14 protein-coding genes are annotated in these 17,175 nt (G+C 53.2%); 12 read left to right on the forward strand and 2 right to left on the reverse strand.

Annotation, left to right across the window (positions count from 1 at the left end; all coding sequences use genetic code 11):
• Window positions 1–171 precede the first annotated feature (171 nt).
• The 6 genes from ET33_RS40470 to ET33_RS27915 all read left to right on the forward strand — a co-directional run bounded on the left by ET33_RS40470 (window position 172) and on the right by ET33_RS27915 (window position 7,145).
• Entirely contained in the window at window positions 172–861 is a 690-nt protein-coding gene (locus ET33_RS40470) for a post-transcriptional regulator (protein WP_036689935.1), read from the forward strand.
• Between the two features lie 111 nt (window positions 862–972).
• Window positions 973–2,205, forward strand: a complete 1,233-nt coding sequence (secD, locus tag ET33_RS37835; RefSeq protein WP_081890539.1) for a protein translocase subunit SecD — start codon at window positions 973–975, stop codon at window positions 2,203–2,205.
• A complete protein-coding gene (gene secF, locus ET33_RS37840; protein WP_081890540.1) occupies window positions 2,195–3,112 on the forward strand; it encodes a protein translocase subunit SecF in 918 nt (305 codons plus the stop codon). Before secD ends, secF begins: the two co-directional genes overlap by 11 nt.
• 96 nt (window positions 3,113–3,208) lie before the next feature.
• Window positions 3,209–4,159, forward strand: coding sequence for a cation diffusion facilitator family transporter (locus tag ET33_RS27905; protein ID WP_036689936.1), 951 nt, complete (start codon window positions 3,209–3,211; stop codon window positions 4,157–4,159).
• A gap of 23 nt (window positions 4,160–4,182) precedes the next feature.
• A complete protein-coding gene (recJ, locus tag ET33_RS27910) occupies window positions 4,183–6,636 on the forward strand; it encodes a single-stranded-DNA-specific exonuclease RecJ (RefSeq protein WP_036689937.1) in 2,454 nt (817 codons plus the stop codon).
• Entirely contained in the window at window positions 6,633–7,145 is a 513-nt protein-coding gene (locus ET33_RS27915) for an adenine phosphoribosyltransferase (protein ID WP_036689938.1), read from the forward strand. Before recJ ends, ET33_RS27915 begins: the two co-directional genes overlap by 4 nt.
• Before the next feature lie 73 nt (window positions 7,146–7,218).
• On the opposite strand, the gene ET33_RS27920 is transcribed toward ET33_RS27915, so the two are convergent.
• Together ET33_RS27920 and ET33_RS37845 are read right to left on the reverse strand one after the other, a co-directional pair.
• On the reverse strand, window positions 7,219–7,872 hold the full coding sequence (locus ET33_RS27920) for a hypothetical protein (RefSeq protein ID WP_036689994.1): 654 nt from the start codon (window positions 7,870–7,872) through the stop codon (window positions 7,219–7,221).
• A gap of 816 nt (window positions 7,873–8,688) precedes the next feature.
• The gene (locus ET33_RS37845; protein WP_152570716.1) at window positions 8,689–8,895 is read right to left on the reverse strand and encodes a hypothetical protein; all 207 of its coding nucleotides are present in this window, start codon (window positions 8,893–8,895) and stop codon (window positions 8,689–8,691) included.
• A gap of 127 nt (window positions 8,896–9,022) precedes the next feature.
• Here ET33_RS37845 and ET33_RS27930 point away from each other — a divergent pair, with 127 nt between their 5' ends.
• The 6 genes from ET33_RS27930 to ET33_RS27950 all read left to right on the forward strand — a co-directional run bounded on the left by ET33_RS27930 (window position 9,023) and on the right by ET33_RS27950 (window position 16,994).
• A complete protein-coding gene (locus ET33_RS27930; RefSeq protein WP_036689940.1) occupies window positions 9,023–10,093 on the forward strand; it encodes a CotH kinase family protein in 1,071 nt (356 codons plus the stop codon).
• 134 nt (window positions 10,094–10,227) lie between these two features.
• Window positions 10,228–12,423 (forward strand): RelA/SpoT family protein, encoded by a 2,196-nt coding sequence (locus ET33_RS27935; RefSeq protein WP_036689941.1) that lies wholly within the window; start codon window positions 10,228–10,230, stop codon window positions 12,421–12,423.
• 41 nt (window positions 12,424–12,464) lie between these two features.
• On the forward strand, window positions 12,465–12,911 hold the full coding sequence (gene dtd / locus ET33_RS27940; RefSeq protein ID WP_036689942.1) for a D-aminoacyl-tRNA deacylase: 447 nt from the start codon (window positions 12,465–12,467) through the stop codon (window positions 12,909–12,911).
• A gap of 132 nt (window positions 12,912–13,043) precedes the next feature.
• Entirely contained in the window at window positions 13,044–13,220 is a 177-nt protein-coding gene (locus ET33_RS39035; RefSeq protein ID WP_010498701.1) for a hypothetical protein, read from the forward strand.
• Window positions 13,221–13,419: 199 nt separating this feature from the next.
• On the forward strand, window positions 13,420–14,958 hold the full coding sequence (locus tag ET33_RS27945; protein ID WP_051775715.1) for a coproporphyrinogen III oxidase: 1,539 nt from the start codon (window positions 13,420–13,422) through the stop codon (window positions 14,956–14,958).
• Between the two features lie 74 nt (window positions 14,959–15,032).
• Window positions 15,033–16,994: an FAD-dependent oxidoreductase gene (locus ET33_RS27950; protein WP_036689943.1), complete on the forward strand. Its 1,962-nt coding sequence runs from the start codon at window positions 15,033–15,035 to the stop codon at window positions 16,992–16,994.
• Window positions 16,995–17,175: the final 181 nt, after the last annotated feature.

Consider the following 17,175-nt stretch of genomic DNA (forward strand, 5'->3'; position numbering starts at 1 on the left):
TCTTTCTTTCTGGATGGGCTTGTATTCCCGTTCGTTATTAATGGATATGCACAACCTGTCCAAGAGCATGCAACAATTTTTAGAGCGCGACGCAGGCACAAATGGCAGGAAAACGCTTCGGTACAGCGAATAGGTACAATAACGAGGCTGCGCACGCGGGAGGGTTGCAAGATGGAAAACGACAGTTGGAAACAGGATCGCAGCGACGGCAAGGGTCAAGATTCCATGGAAGCGGGATTGGAGCAAGACGCCGCCTCCGCTCCGGAAACAGGGCCGGAAGCCGGGAACGAGAGAGCGGGCAGCTCTGAGTCTCGGTATCCGGAAGAAGACGGGGCGCGGGAAGCTGCAGCCGAAAAGCCGCCTACGGAACCGGTCCCATATATGGAGCTTTTTTACTCGGAGAGGGGGACCGGCGAGTTGGCGGAAGAGCCGATTTCGGACTTGCATTTGCTTGAGGAAGAAGGAGCGGCCGATCCGAAGCCGGGTGAGCCTCAGCAGGAGATCGGTTCGGCCTCGGCTCAGGAACAAGACGAGGAGTGCGAACCCGAAGCGGGCAATCTACCGGAGCTTTGGATGAAGCACATGGAATCGGAACCGGACCCTGAACCGGAAGAAGAGCCCATGAATGACGAGGAGCTCAGCCGGGTCATCGAGGAGATTTGCCGGAGCAAAGCCGAGGAGTTCCGCATGATCGGTTACGAGCAGGTGACAGGAGAGGAGATATGGGAGTGTGTCAGTGACAAATACCATAAGACCGGCGTTCCTCCGCTGCACCGTATCGTCAACGATATTTTATCTTTGAAGGCGACGCAGTTCATGAACTGGATGACCATGAGCATATATAAGGATGCCCATCGCTAGCGAGCGGGCTTCTTTTTTGCGCCCGTCTTTACAGAAAGGAAAAAAGAGGCAAATTGACTCGTTTTTCGCACGTAGGTATAATAGGAATATTGAGTATGGAAGGAGACTTTTATGGACATCAAAAGAATCGTCGCTTTTTTCGCTATCGTGCTGATCGTCTTTGCCGCGATCGGAGTGACGAGTCCGCAGCTTGTCAGACAAGTGAAGCTGGGGCTTGATTTGAAAGGCGGCTTTGAGATTTTGTACGTTGTGGAGCCGATTGAGCCCGGGAAGCCGGTTACTCCCGAATCGCTCAAGCAAACCGCGATCAGTCTGGAGAAACGGGCCGATAGCCTCGGGATTGCAGAGCCGGAAGTAACAACCGAGGGAAGCGACCGAATTCGCGTGAAGCTGGCCGGAGTGTCGAATGAAGAGGAAGTAAGAAAGATCATTAAAGAGCCTGCACAGCTGACGTTCCGCGGGCCGGACGGCACGAAGGAAATGCTGGGGAGCGACTTCGTAGAGGGCGCTGCCAAAGTCGGTTTCGACCAGCAGAACCGTCCAATGATTTCGATCGAAGTCAAGGATAAGGAGAAATTCCGCAAGGTCACGGAGAAGCTGCTCGGTAAACCGCTTGCCATTTATTTGGACGAGACCCAGCTGTCCGCGCCGATCGTACAGCAGGTGCTGACCGATGGCAAAGCGACCATCTCGGGCAATTATACGTATGACGAAGCCAACAAGCTGAAAGATACGATCAACCTCGGCGCGCTTCCGTTGAAGCTTACCGAGAAATATACGCAGAGCGTAGGCGCTACGCTTGGTCAATTGTCCCTGCAGGAAACGGTTAAAGCCGGCCTTGTCGGTTCCGTGCTGATCCTGCTTTTCATGCTGATCTTTTACCGGCTACCGGGCCTTGTCGCCTCGATATCGATCATCACCTACTCTTGGCTGCTGCTCGTCGTATTCGACTGGATTCATGCGACGCTGACTCTGCCGGGGATCGCAGCATTTATTCTCGGGATCGGGATGGCGGTCGATGCGAACATCATTACCGCGGAACGGATCAAAGAAGAAATCCGCAGCGGCAAGAGCATCCTTTCCTCGATGAAGGCAGGCTCGAAGCATTCGTTCAGAACGATTATGGATGCCAATATTACGAACATCATTTCCGGCTTTGTCTTGTTTTACATCGGGAACGGAGCCATCCGCGGATTTGCGCTTACGACGATGCTCAGCGTCGTGCTTAGTGTGATCACGAACGTCTTCTTTGCGCGGTTTTTGACCTTGCTGCTCATCCGAAGCAATTTGTTCAAGAAGCCGGTCTATTTTGGCGTAAAGGAGTCGGAAATCCGTGAACTCTAAAACTAAAATACTTTTTGATTTTGTCAAACATCGCAAAACGTTCTATATCATATCGCTTCTCGTCTGTATCATCGGCGCCGTCGTCTTGTCGGTCAGCGGTCTGAACTACGGGGTAGAATTCCGGGCAGGTACGTCTATGGACATATCGGCCGGACAAGCGATGGATAAAGCCAAAGCCGAAGAACTGCTCAAAAGCGTCGGCGTCGAAGCCGGTGTGATGACCCTTGGCGGGGACAACAACAACCGCCTGTCCATGAGATTTAATGATATCTTGCCCGAAGCAGCCCAGAAGCAAGTTCTGGAGAAATTCAAGGCAACCTACGGCAACGGCGTATCGCAGGAAGTCAATACCGTTACGCCGGATATGGCGATGGAGCTTCGCAATAAAGCGCTCATGGCGATCGGGGTAGCCAGCTTGGCCATCTGTCTCTATATCACGATTCGCTTCGAGTGGCGGTTCGCGATTGCTTCGATTATTGCGATTCTGCACGATGCCTTTTTGGTCATCAGCGTGTTCGCGATATTCCGGCTGGAAGTAAACTTGCCGTTTATGGCAGCGGTGCTCACCACGATCGGTTATTCGATTAACGATAAAATCGTCGTCTTTGACCGGGTTCGCGAAAATCTGCGCTTTGCCAAGCTGAAGACGCCGGACGATTTGGCGAACTTATTGAACGACAGCATCTGGCAGACGATGACAAGGAATATCAATACGGTCCTTACGGTATTGATTGCCGCCGTTTGTTTGCTTGTGCTCGGCAGTCCTTCCATTCAACTCTTCGCGCTTGCGAAGATCGTCGGTCTGACCAGCGGCGCTTATTCTTCCATCTTTATTGCAGGTCCGCTCTGGTACGATCTGAAAAGCAAATCGATCGGCTCGAAAAAGAGCTCTGCAGCGAAAGCGTAAGAACCGCTTTTACCGAAGCCATGGTTCATCTGCGGCCGGCCGCGCGAAACGGCAAGTTTCCGCGGCCTTTCTATCAATCTCATGGAGGAGTGGCCCATGACGGAGGAACGTTACAAGCAAGCGGCAGCGGGCGCATGGATCGGCATAGCAGGAAATCTTGCCCTGGCCCTTCTAAAAGGCGTAACCGGCTATATGGCCAACAGTAAAGCATTAATGGCCGATGCGTTCCATTCGGCGTCGGATGTCGTAGGATCGGTTGCAGTGCTGATCGGGCTTCGCACGGCCAAGCGGCCTCCCGACGAGGATCATCCGTACGGACACGGCAAGGCGGAGCCGATAGCGGCCATTATTTTATCGGTGCTGCTGCTTGTGGTCGGCGTGGAAATCGGCATTTCGGCCGTGAAATCGATCTATGGCGGCGTGCATGAACCGCCGGAAGGCTTCGCGCTGACGGTGCTCATCTTGTCCATCATTGTCAAAGAAGCGATGTTTCAATACAAGTTCCGGCTTGGGAAGAAGCTGGCCAGTCAAGCCCTGATCGCTAATGCTTGGGAGCACCGCTCCGATGTTTATTCTTCGATTGCCGCTTTTGTCGGCGTCGGGGGCGCGATGCTCGGTTCCTATTTCGGAATTGCTTACCTGTATTATTTGGACCCGATTGCGGGTTTGGTCGTCGCGGTCATGGTGCTGCGAATGGGATACCGTTTGTTGATGGATTCCGTTCACAGCACGATGGACCACGTACTGCATCAAGAGGATGCGGCAGATTTGCTTGAAACGGTACAGCGCATTAAAGGCGTAATTGCTGTGGATCAACTGCGGGCGCGGGAACACGGCCATTATGTCATTGTCGACGTGAAAATCAGCGTCAATCCGCGCATCTCGATCCAGGAAGGGCATGATATTGCCAAAATCGTCAAGCATACGCTCATGAAACGGTTCCTGCACGTTTCCGACGTGTTCGTTCACGTCAATCCGTACGATGCAGGTTATCCGTACAAGAGTGCGGATTCGGAGCCCGACGATATGCCTACGCTGCTTCATTAAGAGGAATAGGGGGAACGGCCGTCATGCTTCAGGCGAAGGCAAGATGGAATATCGGTGCGGCAGACGGCAAAGCGGCTGAAAGGTTGGCGGAGGAGCTTAATTTGCCGCCGATCATTTCAAGCCTGCTCGTTGTCCGGGGAATAACAGATTCCACGCAAGCCGCTCATTTTTTAAACGGAGGAACGGATCAGACGTACGATCCGTTCCTTTTAGATGGTATGGAACAAGCGGTGGAACGAATTCGAAAAGCGATCGACAACGGGGAACATATTCGCATCTACGGCGATTACGATGCGGACGGTGTCAGCAGCACGACGCTGATGGTTCACCTGCTGCGGCAGCTCGGCTGCACGTTCGATTATTACATTCCGCACCGTGTTCAGGAAGGCTACGGTCTCAATACCGCTGCGCTTGACGCGGCGAAGGAGCAGGGCGTCGGGCTGATCGTAACGGTCGATACCGGCATCAGCGCCGTGAAGGAAATCGCGTATGCGAACGCTCTGGGAATCGATGTCATCGTCACGGATCACCATGAACCGCCGGAGGTGCTCCCGGACGCTTACGTATTGATCAACCCGAAAAAGCCGGGTTGTCCATACCCTTACAAGCAGCTTGCAGGGGTAGGCGTCGCGCTTAAGCTCGCACAAGCGCTGCTCGGCCGTTGGCCCGAGGAGCTGCTGGAGTTTGCAGCCATCGGTACGGTAGCCGATCTTATGCTGCTGACGGACGAAAACCGGATTATTGTGAAGCAAGGCTTGGAACGGATGAGATCGACATCGAATTATGGTATTCGATCGCTGCTGGAAATAGCCGGCATTCCGGTTCGGGAGGTAACCTCTACGCATATCGGGTTTGCCCTGGCGCCCCGCATCAATGCAAGCGGCCGTCTGCTCAGCGCGGACACGGCGGTCAGGCTGCTGACAACGACGAGCGAACAGGAAGCGGATCAGTTGGCATTCGAGCTGGATCAGCTGAACAAGGAACGGCAGCGCATTGTCGACGAAATGGCCAAGCAGGCCGTAGATATGGTCGAAAAACGCAAAGCGAACGGCGGACTGCCCGATGCTATCGTACTGGCTCACGAAGAATGGAACGTCGGTGTGATCGGCATCGTTGCCTCCAAGATCGTCGACCGCTTTTACCGGCCGACCATTATTTTGGGCATTGATCCGGAAACCGGTATGGCCAAAGGCTCTGCGCGTTCGATCGCCGGCTTCGACATGTACCGCGCCTTAACGCATTGTTCCGATATCATGGATCATTACGGCGGTCATCCGATGGCGGCGGGTATGACGCTTGCAAGGGCACATTTGCCGGAACTCGGCCTTCGGTTGGAGCAGTTGGCGAAAGAATGGCTGACGCCGGACGATTACATACCGCAGCTGGATGCGGATCTGGTCTGCGATTTCAGCGACGTAACCTTGGAAAGCATCGGACAGTTGGAGCGGCTTGGACCGTTCGGGATGGGGAACCCGTCCCCACGTTTCGTGTTCGGCGATCTTGCTTTAAATGACATGCGAACGATGGGCAAGGAGCAGCAGCATTTGAAGCTGTCTCTCCGGTCTGCGCAGGACGAGACGGCGGCCGCCATGGATGGGGTCGGATTCGGCAAAGCTTCTTTGGCGGAATGGATATCGCCGTCGGCACAACTTGAAGTGCTCGGGGAGTTATCTATCAACGAATGGAACGGAGTACGCCGTCCGCAAATTATGATCCAGGACGTGCGCGTGCCGGAAATACAGCTGTTCGATTGGCGAGGGGCTCCGAAGCCGGAAAAGAAGCTTGCGGAGCTGTGCGAACGGCTAGAACGGCATCATTCGGGGCAGCATGACTCTTCGCCTGCCGTCATCGTATTTGGAGAGGCGATTCCGGTTTCGCTCCAATCGCCTTCTGCCCGATACACACTGTGGTGTGCCGACATTCACGGCCAGTTTCGGCCTACGAACGAGCACGCAGAACTTACGCCGTTATCGGGGGCTTCGGACGTGTTCATTTACTCCCTCCCGCAGAGGATGGAGCAGTTGCACGCGCTGGCCGCCGAAGCGTCCTCTGCGCAGCGGTATTACGCTGCGTTCGGAGGCACCGAAGAGGATAAGCAAGGCAGCATCATGCCGGGCCGTGAGATGTTCAAAGCCGTATACGGCGCCGTCATGGCATTGCGGCCGGAAGCCGCAAACCGGTCCGCAGGCGACCAGATTGTCCAGGCGATCGCAAGACGTTGCGCGCTTTCGCCGCATCTCGTCCGTTTTATATTGGATGTTTTTACCGAGCTTGGCTTGATCGAGCCGGAAGGGGAGGGGTACAGGGTTGTGCCCTCCTCCGAGAAAAAAGATTTATCCGTCTCGCTGCTTTACCGCAGCCGTTCGAAACGGCCGGACGTAGAGCAGGAGCTTCTGTACTGCTCCGCAAAGGAGCTTCGTTTGAAGCTTCTGAGGGGAACGGAACCAAACCATTCCATGATGGAGGAAATTGTATGAACTTCAAAGATTATATTCGCGTTATCGAAGACTTCCCACAGCCGGGAATCAGCTTTAAGGACATCACGACATTGCTGAGAGACGGACAAGCCTACAAAGCCGTTATTGAAGAGCTTGCCCGTCATTTGAAGGACAAAGAGATCGATTGCATCGCTGGACCGGAAGCGCGCGGTTTCGTGATCGGTGCGCCGCTCGCGATCGCACTGGGAGTCGGCTTCGTGCCGATCCGCAAAAGCGGAAAGCTGCCGGGGGCGACGATTGAAGCGGATTACGCACTGGAATATGGCAAAGACAAGCTTGCGATGCATGACGATGCGATTGCTCCGGGCCAAAAAGTGCTGATCGCCGACGACTTGCTGGCCACAGGGGGCACGATTGCAACTTCGATCAACCTGGTCAAGCAGTTAGGCGGAGAAGTGGTCGGGGCGGCGTTCCTGATCGAGCTTTTGGAGCTTAACGGACGGGAGAAGTTGGACGGGATCGAAGTATTTTCGCTGTTGCAGTATTAAGATTGATGGGAAAGCGGCCTGAAGGAATTAAATTCCTTGGGCCGCTTTTTTTATCAGCCAAAGGAGTTGCAGCTTAAGGGCGGTGGACCGTTTTAACATGATCGATATGCATGAACATCGGCGCGCCGCCGGAAGTAATGACTTCGATAATGGGGGTGTCGGCGGTTTTTAACAGACCTATCTTGCCAGGGTCTTCTCCCAGATTCAATACGACGAACTCCCCCTCTAATTTTTTCAATTGTTGATCGATCGTTCGCGCCAGAGCCATGGTCGGTGTTCTGACCGGAAACGAAGTCGGATTCATGGCATAAGGCGTTGCATTCGGACTGTAAGGAATCAAATATTTTAAATGCCGCATACCGATCAAAACGGAATGAAAGACCAGCGATTGGAAGACGAAAAAGTCGTTCATGATGCTTGTTACGTATCCGTGAATCGATTGATTTCCTGTTATATACAGTTCGGTAAACATTCCTTTGGCGTTCATCAACACTTTTCGGTACGATAAATCTTGCGACGGTTCCCATGAAATCCCCGAAAATTCCACACCTGCCTCTTGTTTGACGGAAAGAGACATCTGCTGTAGATGCAGGAGCGGGAGGTATAGAAACCGTTCTCCATCGTGAAGAACCATAATATCGCTGCCGATGTCAATTAATAAACCGCGGACACAATCCTTTCTGCCAGAGACGGACAACTCGACGTATTGGTTAATATACGAGCGCATCGTTTTCACATGAACACCTCCTCATTAACTTTTTCGCACTGCTGAAGTTCAAAGCCATGTCCCCAAATGACCGCAGCAGCAGCTGCTTAACATCTGCACGCCCGGGAGCTGTTACGGGATTTCGGTTGACCCCCTTTCCATATCGGCTGCGAGCCTATTAGAAAAATAACCGTCATTCAGAAAGACGGTTATTGTCCGTGACGGTCCACCTAAAATGGAAGGCACTCCGATCCTCAAAGAAAGGTTTCCACATGGACATACGCTGCTCACAAGCCAAGCTTTCGGTGCTCCGTCCGCGGCTTAATTGAAGAAAGGAGGTGTCCAAAAGTTAATTCCCGCTTTTGTTCCCGTTTTTATCTCCACGGCTTTTCAGTCCGACGGTAACGCTCTTAATATGGAAGAGAGGGACGCGAATAAGTTCGTTGTTAATAATGACGATAACATGGTCCGAAGTTAAATCATTCCCCTCCGTGTAATAAAATAATGGTTTTTCCGATTCCCTGAATAGATGCCCTGCCGACGGCTTGTCACCGAATCGCCAACTTACCGCATAGGCACCAACCTCCTTTTATGTATCAAAGGAGTTGATTTGTAATTTATTTATATGTATCTCGCATCATTCGGTATAGTCTGTAATCTAGTTGTCTTTTAATTTCCGCTAGTATCTTGAGGCTTGGACATGGTGTTGGTAGATTTTAGCGGACAAGGCGAAAGTGCACTTTTTCAAGAATTAACGTTTGTCCATGGCAACGCTGTCACCGCAAGCATAATCTAAAACTATCAGTAGGAAAGGAGTAGTTTTGCACTATGAATCCTTTATTCCCCAATTGTGACCCATGGTTTTGGGGTGGAAATCAAGGCGATTGGGGCTGCCGCAGCGGGCGGAGTGATCGGAGCCATCGCAGCGACCGCAGTCATCGCAGTGATCGCAGCCACCGCAGTAACTACAGCCATCGCAGTAACCGCAGCCATCGCAGCGACCGCAGCCATCGCAGTGGTCGGAGCTGACGCTAAAGGCGCCAAGCGCCAAAGGCACGCAGACAAGGCAATCGCCGTGACTGAGCTGTATGCGGATGCATACGGTAAAGTAGCACAAAAAGCCTATCCACAAGGATAGGCTTTTTGCTTTGTAGAGAAAGGCGGAAGGTCGATGTTTGCAGAACTGCCTGTGAGGCACTTGGTAATTGGCGAGCAGCAGTTGAAACAGCTGCAAAAAAACGTCTGGAGCAACCGTTTCGTTCAAGGAAGCATGGTGTCCGAGGGAACGAAAAAGGAGATCAAGATTCGCTACCGGGGCGGACATACGCGCGACTACCCGAAACGTTCCTACGAAGTGGTTCGCGGTGGAAAAACGTACCATTATAATGCCGAGTACGACGATCCTTCATTGATTCGGAATGCTTTGTCGTTTCGCTTTTTCGAGTGGATCGGAGTACCGTGTTCTCAAACCAGACATTGCTTGCTTCGACTCAACGGCCAAAATTTAGGGGTGTATCTGGAGATCGAAGGGGTCGACCATTATTTTTTTCGAAGACGGGGAATCTCGGTTCAGTCGCTGTTTTATGCCGTAAACGACGATGCTAACTTCAGCATGTATCCGAACGATACGAGCCGCAAAAAATCGTCATTGTTTTCAGGCTACAAGCAAATGATCGGTTCCTCGGATGACCGGAGCAAGTTCACGCTGTTTATCCGCAAGCTGAATACCCTCGGCTCGGACAGCTCTAAAGCGCTATTATCCTATCTGCAGCTTCGCTTGGACATCGACAATTACCTCCGCTGGTTGGCAGGGGCCGTTTTAACCGGAAATTATGACGGCTTCGATCAGAACTATGCCATATATCGGCACCGAAAATCACAAAAATACCGAATTATTCCATGGGATTACGAAGGCACTTGGGGGAGGAACTGCTTCGGCAAACCGTGCGGCAGCGATTTGGTGCGCGTGACGGGCTATAACCGGCTGACCCGTACCTTGTTGAAATTTCCGGCCGTCCGGAGCAAGTATAAAAAGCTGCTTGCAGCTATGCTGAACGACACGTTCACAGTAAGAAAAATCATTCCCGTCGCCCACACCATGCACAGCGCGATAAGGCCTCATGTGGTGCAGGATTCGGCTCGCAAATGGTCGGTTTCCGAGTTCGAGGGCGAAGTATGGATGATCCGCAGGTACATCGAAGAGCGCCGAAGGCTGGTAGCCGATGCGCTGCGGGATTTGTAGCCGTCAGCGTACGCGGAGCGTGTACAATTGTCCGTTTTGCGCGTAATATGTCGGTTTGTCTCGCAAATTCTTGACGCAGCCCCCGGTTCAAGGGCATAATGGATTAAAATCGAATTAAGGGAATGGATGAACGGATGGGGATAGAGCAGCTTCTTGCGAAGGCATCCACATATGTGAAAGAAAATGACCTGAAACGAATCCAGGAAGCTTATGAATTTGCGGATCAGGCGCATTACGGCCAAGTGCGCAAATCCGGAGAGCCCTATATATTGCATCCGCTGGCCGTAGCGGACATTTTGGTTAATATGCAGATGGATACGACTTCCATCATTGCTGCGCTGCTCCATGACGTGGTGGAGGATACGACGGTATCGCTCGAAACGGTGCATGAAAAGTTCGGCGCTACCTGTGCGATGATCGTCGACGGCCTCACCAAACTCGAGAAAATCAAATTCAAGAGCAAGGAAGAGCACCAGAACGAAAACTACCGCAAAATGTTCGTCGCCATGGCACAGGACATTCGCGTCATTCTTATTAAATTGGCGGACCGTCTGCACAACATGAGAACGCTCAAGCACCAGTCGGAGGAAGCGCAGCGGCGCATCGCGGACGAGACGCTGGAGATCTTTTGCCCGATCGCACATCGTCTAGGGATATCGGCGATCAAGTGGGAGATGGAAGACATCGCTCTGCGATACTTGAGTCCCCAGCAGTATTACCGCATCGTGAACCTGATGCAGAAGAAGCGTGCCGAACGGGAGCAGTACTTAAGCGACGTCATTACGTCCGTAGGCGAGAAGCTGCAGGAGATGGGGATCGACGGCGATATCTCGGGAAGGCCCAAGCATATTTACAGCATTTACAAGAAGATGACGGTGAAAAGCAAGCAGTTCAATGAAATCTACGATCTGCTGGCGCTGAGGATTATCGTCGACAACATTAAAGACTGCTACGCCACGCTGGGAATCATCCATACGCTGTGGAAGCCGATGCCCGGCCGTTTCAAAGATTATATTGCCATGCCGAAGCCGAACATGTATCAATCGCTGCATACGACGGTCATCGGTCCGAAAGGCGAGCCGCTGGAAGTTCAGATCCGCACGTTTGAGATGCACCGTACCTCGGAGTACGGGGTCGCCGCGCATTGGGCCTATAAAGAAGGCACTTCTGTCCCGTCAGGCAGCTACGAAGACAAGATGCATTTTATCCGCGAAATTCTTGAGCTCCAGAACGATACGCAGGATGCGCAGGAGTTCGTCGAGTCGCTCAAAATGGACTTTTTCTCCGATCTGGTGTTCGTATTTACGCCGAAAGGGGAAGTCATTGAATTGCCAGCGGGCTCGGTCCCGCTCGACTTTGCTTACCGGATTCATACGGAGGTCGGGAACCGTACGATCGGCGCCAAAGTCAACGGACGCATCGTCCCGCTCGACCATAAGCTGAAAACAGGCGATATCATCGAGATTTTGACGTCCAAGCATTCGTACGGACCGAGCCAGGATTGGGTGAAAATCGCTCAATCGTCGCACGCCCGGACGAAGATCCGCCAATGGTTCAAGAAAGAGCGCCGCGAAGAAAACGTGCTCAAGGGCCGGGAAATGATCGAGCGCGAGCTGAAACGGCTCGGCTACGACGTTCCGGCGCTGACGAAAGACGACGAGATGCTGGAGGTCGCCCGGAAATTCAATTTTAACGAAATTGAGGACATGCTGTCGGCCGTCGGCTTCGGCGGCATAACCGCGGCCCAGATCGTAACCCGTTTGACCGAGAAGGTTCGCAGGGAAGCGGAGGAAGCCCAGCAGCAGGCGATGCTTACGTCCGAGGTTAAGGAAATGAAAGCGCCGGTGTCGGATAAGGAGCGCAAAGGCCGTCCGACTGGAGGGGTCCGGGTCAAAGGAGTGGACAACCTGCTCGTGCGGTTTGCCCGCTGCTGCAATCCGGTTCCGGGCGATGTGATTATCGGGTATATTACGCGCGGGCGCGGGGTATCCGTTCACCGTTCGGACTGTACGAACATTCCTTCGCCGGAATGCAGCGAAGAAGGAAATCGCGTGATCGAGGTGGAGTGGGCGGACAACATCGAGGCGAATTATAATGTCGAGATCGAAATTACGGGTCACGACCGGCGCGGACTGCTGAATGAAGTGCTGCAGGTCGTATCGGAATGCAAAACGGTCATTTCCGCCGTCTCGGGCCGCTCCGATAAAAATAAGATGGTGGTCATCCACATGACGATACTGATCCGCAATATCGATCATCTTCATTCGGTCGTGGAAAAAATCAAGCGGATCAAGGACGTTTATTCGGTGCAGCGCATTATGCAGGCTTAAAGGCGCGGAAATTTTATTTTTGAAACGGAGTCAGAACGTTTATGAGAGTGGTACTGCAAAGAAGCAAAGCGGCACAAGTGACGGTGAACGGCGAGACGGTAGGCCGCATCGACCACGGCTTGGTGCTGCTTGTCGGCATTGCGGACGGCGATATCGAGGAGGATGCCCGGTACCTTGCCGATAAAATAGCGGGCTTGCGCATATTCGAAGACGAACAAGGGAAAATGAACCATTCGGTGCTTGAAACCGGAGGCCAGGTGCTGTCCATCTCTCAATTCACCTTATACGGGGACTGCCGGAAGGGAAGACGGCCCAATTTCATGGCAGCCGCTCGTCCGGAGCTTGCGGAGCCGCTTTACGAACGGTTTAACGATATGCTGCGTGAAGCGGGACTCCATGTGGAGACCGGGCGGTTCGGGGCAATGATGGACGTGTCGCTCGTCAACGACGGACCGGTTACGCTCATCGTCGAAAGCAAGCAGGCTTAGCATCCGAGCCGCACATACAGCGGCTTTTATCCATACGAATAAGCAAGGCTCAGGCGGGAGACAATGAGAGATAAGCCTGCGCACGATTTCATCTTGCGTGGCTGCCCGACATCTAAGGAGTCTATGCCTATTATGTACCGATCGCCGAAAGAACAAAGCTTACTGATGCCGGAACTGCAGCTTGTTTCCGGCGGTCTGGCGGAGGCGGCGGCATTGCAATCGTCCGGCATGGACGATACGGAAATCCGTGCCGATTTCTCTTCTTCCAGCGAGCAACTGAAGCGGACGGCGCGCAAACCGTTCCGCTGACCAAAAAGACGGGCCGTTTTCGTAGATTGAGCGAAAGCGGTCCGTTTGTTTCAATAGACAGCCAAATATGCTAAACTATTGCTAGTTTTGTTCCAATATGAAACTTCTTGTGCAGTAGTCCCGTCTTATAAGTGACGAAGCATTTGTTTCGGCATCCGGCGGCTGACTCGCACAGACGATTAACGGAGGATGGAATGCATTGAAAATCGAATTCGAGCGTGTCGGTTTCGGTGAACAGGCCAATGAGCTGTTTCATATAGGCAAGCTTTTTTTCGAAGAGGTCGAAGCGGTCTACGAGAGAACGGACGATGCGCGCCTGCACGTTCGCGTCGAGGTGGAAGCCGATGAAACGAAGCGTGTAATCAGGTCCAAGATCCGACTGACCGACCGGGAGACGGGAGCCGCTTACGACAACGAGCATGAGCGGGCGATGGATGCGCGGGACGCCGGGCATAAACGCACCGTCAAGCGGTCGGTCGTCTATGGGCTGCTTCAAGTGCTTCGCGAGTATACCGGGCTGGAGCAGGCATGGGGGATTTTGACCGGCGTGCGTCCGACCAAGCTAATGCATAACATGATGATGAAACAACCGATTGAAAGCTGCAAGCAAACGCTGCGCGACGAGTATCTCGTCACCGAACCGAAAGTGGAGCTGCTCGCCGGAATAGCCGAACGCCAGTTGAAAGTGATCCCTGATTTGTTCCATTTAGACCGGGAAGTAAGCATTTATATCGGAATCCCGTTTTGTCCGACCAAATGCGCTTATTGTACATTTCCGGCCTACGATATTCGAGGGAATAACGGGTCCGTCGAGGCGTTCCTGGAAGGACTGCATTACGAGATTCGCGAGATGGGCCGCTGGATGCGGGAAGCCGAAGTCGGCATAACGACGATTTATTGGGGCGGAGGAACGCCGACGAGCATTACGGCCGAGCAGATGGATGCGCTGTTCGTCACGATGCACGAATCGTTCCCGGCGATGGATCGTGTCCGCGAGCTGACCGTCGAGGCCGGCCGTCCGGACACGATTACCGAAGATAAGATCGAAGTGATGAAACGGTGGAAGGTCGACCGGATCAGCATTAATCCGCAAAGCTTCACGCAGGCGACGCTTGATGCGATCGGACGGCACCATACGGTGACGGAAACGATCGACAAGTTCAAGCTCGCGCGAAAGCTCGGGTTGAACAACATCAACATGGATCTGATTATCGGGCTGCCGAACGAAGGAATGGCCGAGCTGCAGAGGACGCTTGATCAAACGGTCGAGCTGCTGCCGGAATCGCTGACGGTTCATACGCTTTCCTTCAAGCGCGCTTCCAAGATGACGAAGAACAAAAGCGAGTACGAAGTGGCGGAGCGGGACGAAATCGCCGAGATGATCCACTCAGTCTCCGAATGGACGGAGCGGCACGGGTACAAGCCGTATTATATGTACCGGCAGAAAAACATTTTGGGCAATCAGGAGAACGTCGGCTATTCGCTCGAAGGCTTCGAGAGTCTGTACAACATTCTGATGATGGAAGAGCGTCAGACGATTATCGGACTTGGCTGCGGCGCGGTAAGCAAAGTGCTTTATCCGAAAGTCGAGCATGAGGACGGCTACGAGCAGCGCATCGAACGGATGCCGAACCCGAAGGAGCCGTCTTTCTACAATGAGGCTTATCAAGAGTATGTAGACAAAAAAATCAGGCTGCTGAACGATGCTTACGGCGTTCCGGCCGGCCAGCCGTCGTAAGGCGGCGTAACGGATCATGCTTCGTTTTAATTTCAAATGATCAGGCATAAATCATAACATGGCAGAGGTGTATTATGGCAGGGAAATCGAACTATTCCGGAGGCAGCGCAAAAGGATACGTAATAGTAATCGCATTAATCGTTCTAATTGCGGCTGGCGCCGGTGCATGGCATTACTGGAAAGCAGGGGGAATGAAAGCAGGAGCGGACAGCAGTCAACGAAAAGCTGCCCAGAAGCTGGAAGAAGTGAAAACGGTAAGTACTCCGAAAGACAGCTATGACCTTATTGTGGCCGGGACCGATCCCGAGGGAGTGGCGGCGGCCGTCTCTGCGGCGCGCAACGGCCAGAAGACGCTGCTCGTTGACGGAAAAGACCGCGAAATCTTGGGCGGACTGATGACCCTCGGATGGTTGAACAGCTTGGACATGAACTATGAGCCGGACAAAAGTGTCCTTCATAAACGGGAAATGCTCAACAAGGGCATATTTGCGGAGTGGTACGGCAAAATCGAAGGAGATTCGTTCGATGTCGTGACGGCTGCAAATGCCTTTAACTCGCTGGTAGCCGCAGAGAAAAATATCGACGTGCTGCTGAAGGTCAAATCGATGGAGCCGATCACTTCCCCTTCCGGAACGGTTTCCAAAATCACGGGCATGAAGCTGACGCTTGCTGACGGCAGTGTCAAAACCGTTCAGACCAAAGCGCTCATCGATGCAACACAGGATGCGGACATTGCCGCAGCCGCCGGAGTTCCTTATACGACGGGGCGCGAAGATCTTGGCGACAAGAAGGCGCGTATGGCCGTGACGCTCGTCTTCCGGTTGAAGAATGTCACGCCGGACGTATGGGAAAAGGTCCGCAAACGTCTGGAAGGAGACAACGACGCCGGAACGGGCGCGAACGAAATGAGCGCTTGGGGCTACAAAGACATGAAGGATTATCCCGCGGTTAATAAAGACCGCGTGCGGATGCGCGGATTGAACATCGGACGTCAGAACAACGATACGATGCTGATTAATGCGCTGCAAATTTTCGGAATCGACGGAACCGACCCCAAGTCGCGGGAAGAAGCATTTAAGCTCGGCAAGGACGAGCTTCCCAATATTGTAAAATACATGAATGAAAAATATCCCGAATTTGCCGGCATCGCATTGGACGATACAGCACCGGAGCTGTATGTGCGCGAAACGCGTCACATCCAAGGCGAATACCGCCTCAGCATTATTGACGTGCTTGAAAACCGCGATCAATGGGATCGCATCGGTTTCGGCTCCTATCCGGTCGATATTCAGCGCATGTCGCCTGCGGACAACGGTGCGGTTATTACCGTGCCTCAGCAATACGCTGTACCGTTCCGCAGCATCGTGCCGCTGAAAGTGGACGGGCTGCTGGTCGTCGGACGCGCAGCAAGCTTTGATTCGCTCCCGCACGGGACTGCACGCGTCATTCCGGTTGGCATGGCAGCTGCCGAAGCAGCCGGAGCGGCAGCAAAAATCGCGGAGGACTCCGGAAGCACGTTCCGTCAAATGTCCGCCAACAAGGAAGCCATTTCGAAGCTTCAGGATACGCTGAATAAGCAGGGCATGGTGCTGAAACCGTTCAGCATCAAGGCGCAGCCGTTCATGGAGCATAAAGCGTACGAAGGCTTAAAGGTAGCGGTCACGCTCGGTCTTGCGACAGGCGGATACGACAACAACTTTGCGCTGGACAGCAAGTCCAACCAGCAGCGGTTAGTCAACCTTCTCTTGGGCATGCGCAAATTCAAGCCCGAGGCCATGGCCGGGAATCCGGGAGAGGCGCTCGCCAAAGGCACCGATCCGAAGACGCTGCCGGTTACGCTGGACCAAGCGGCGCATATGATCGCCCTTCTGCTGAAGGTGGAAACGTCGCCCGAGCAAGCGCTGCAGACGCTGCAAAGCAAAGGATTCCTTGCTGCCGCGACATTGGACGGCATTGCGAACAAACAGGAGCTGACCAACGGCGATACGTATATGCTGATGAAAGACGTATATAACGCGCTGAAGTCGGCAAAATAATCCAAACGAAAATTTGCAAGCAAGCGCATGTTTTTTCTTGACTTTGGAAACCTTCGCGGGTAGAATAAATTCTAATTCCATGTCATATCTTGTAGATCCGTTGATGGGACAAAGTAATTCGAACCTTGCGTATCCAGAGAGGGAAGCCTAGGCTGCAAGCTTCCTTATGCGAATCGGATGA

Origin of the sequence: Paenibacillus tyrphae (assembly GCF_000722545.1) — a bacterium.
GTDB classification, from domain to species: Bacteria; Bacillota; Bacilli; order Paenibacillales; family NBRC-103111; genus Paenibacillus_G; species Paenibacillus_G tyrfis.

Excerpts from the sequence above, each read along its gene's own strand:
- ET33_RS40470 (WP_036689935.1), top strand. The coding sequence starts at position 172 with ATGGAAAACGACAGTTGGAAACAGGATCGCAGCGACGGCAAGGGTCAA.
- secD (WP_081890539.1), top strand. The coding sequence starts at position 973 with ATGGACATCAAAAGAATCGTCGCTTTTTTCGCTATCGTGCTGATCGTC.
- ET33_RS27905 (WP_036689936.1), top strand. The coding sequence starts at position 3,209 with ATGACGGAGGAACGTTACAAGCAAGCGGCAGCGGGCGCATGGATCGGC.
- recJ (WP_036689937.1), top strand. The coding sequence starts at position 4,183 with ATGCTTCAGGCGAAGGCAAGATGGAATATCGGTGCGGCAGACGGCAAA.
- ET33_RS27915 (WP_036689938.1), top strand. The coding sequence starts at position 6,633 with ATGAACTTCAAAGATTATATTCGCGTTATCGAAGACTTCCCACAGCCG.
- ET33_RS27920 (WP_036689994.1), bottom strand. The coding sequence starts at position 7,872 with ATGCGCTCGTATATTAACCAATACGTCGAGTTGTCCGTCTCTGGCAGA.
- ET33_RS27930 (WP_036689940.1), top strand. The coding sequence starts at position 9,023 with ATGTTTGCAGAACTGCCTGTGAGGCACTTGGTAATTGGCGAGCAGCAG.
- ET33_RS27935 (WP_036689941.1), top strand. The coding sequence starts at position 10,228 with ATGGGGATAGAGCAGCTTCTTGCGAAGGCATCCACATATGTGAAAGAA.
- dtd (WP_036689942.1), top strand. The coding sequence starts at position 12,465 with ATGAGAGTGGTACTGCAAAGAAGCAAAGCGGCACAAGTGACGGTGAAC.
- ET33_RS39035 (WP_010498701.1), top strand. The coding sequence starts at position 13,044 with ATGTACCGATCGCCGAAAGAACAAAGCTTACTGATGCCGGAACTGCAG.
- ET33_RS27950 (WP_036689943.1), top strand. The coding sequence starts at position 15,033 with ATGGCAGGGAAATCGAACTATTCCGGAGGCAGCGCAAAAGGATACGTA.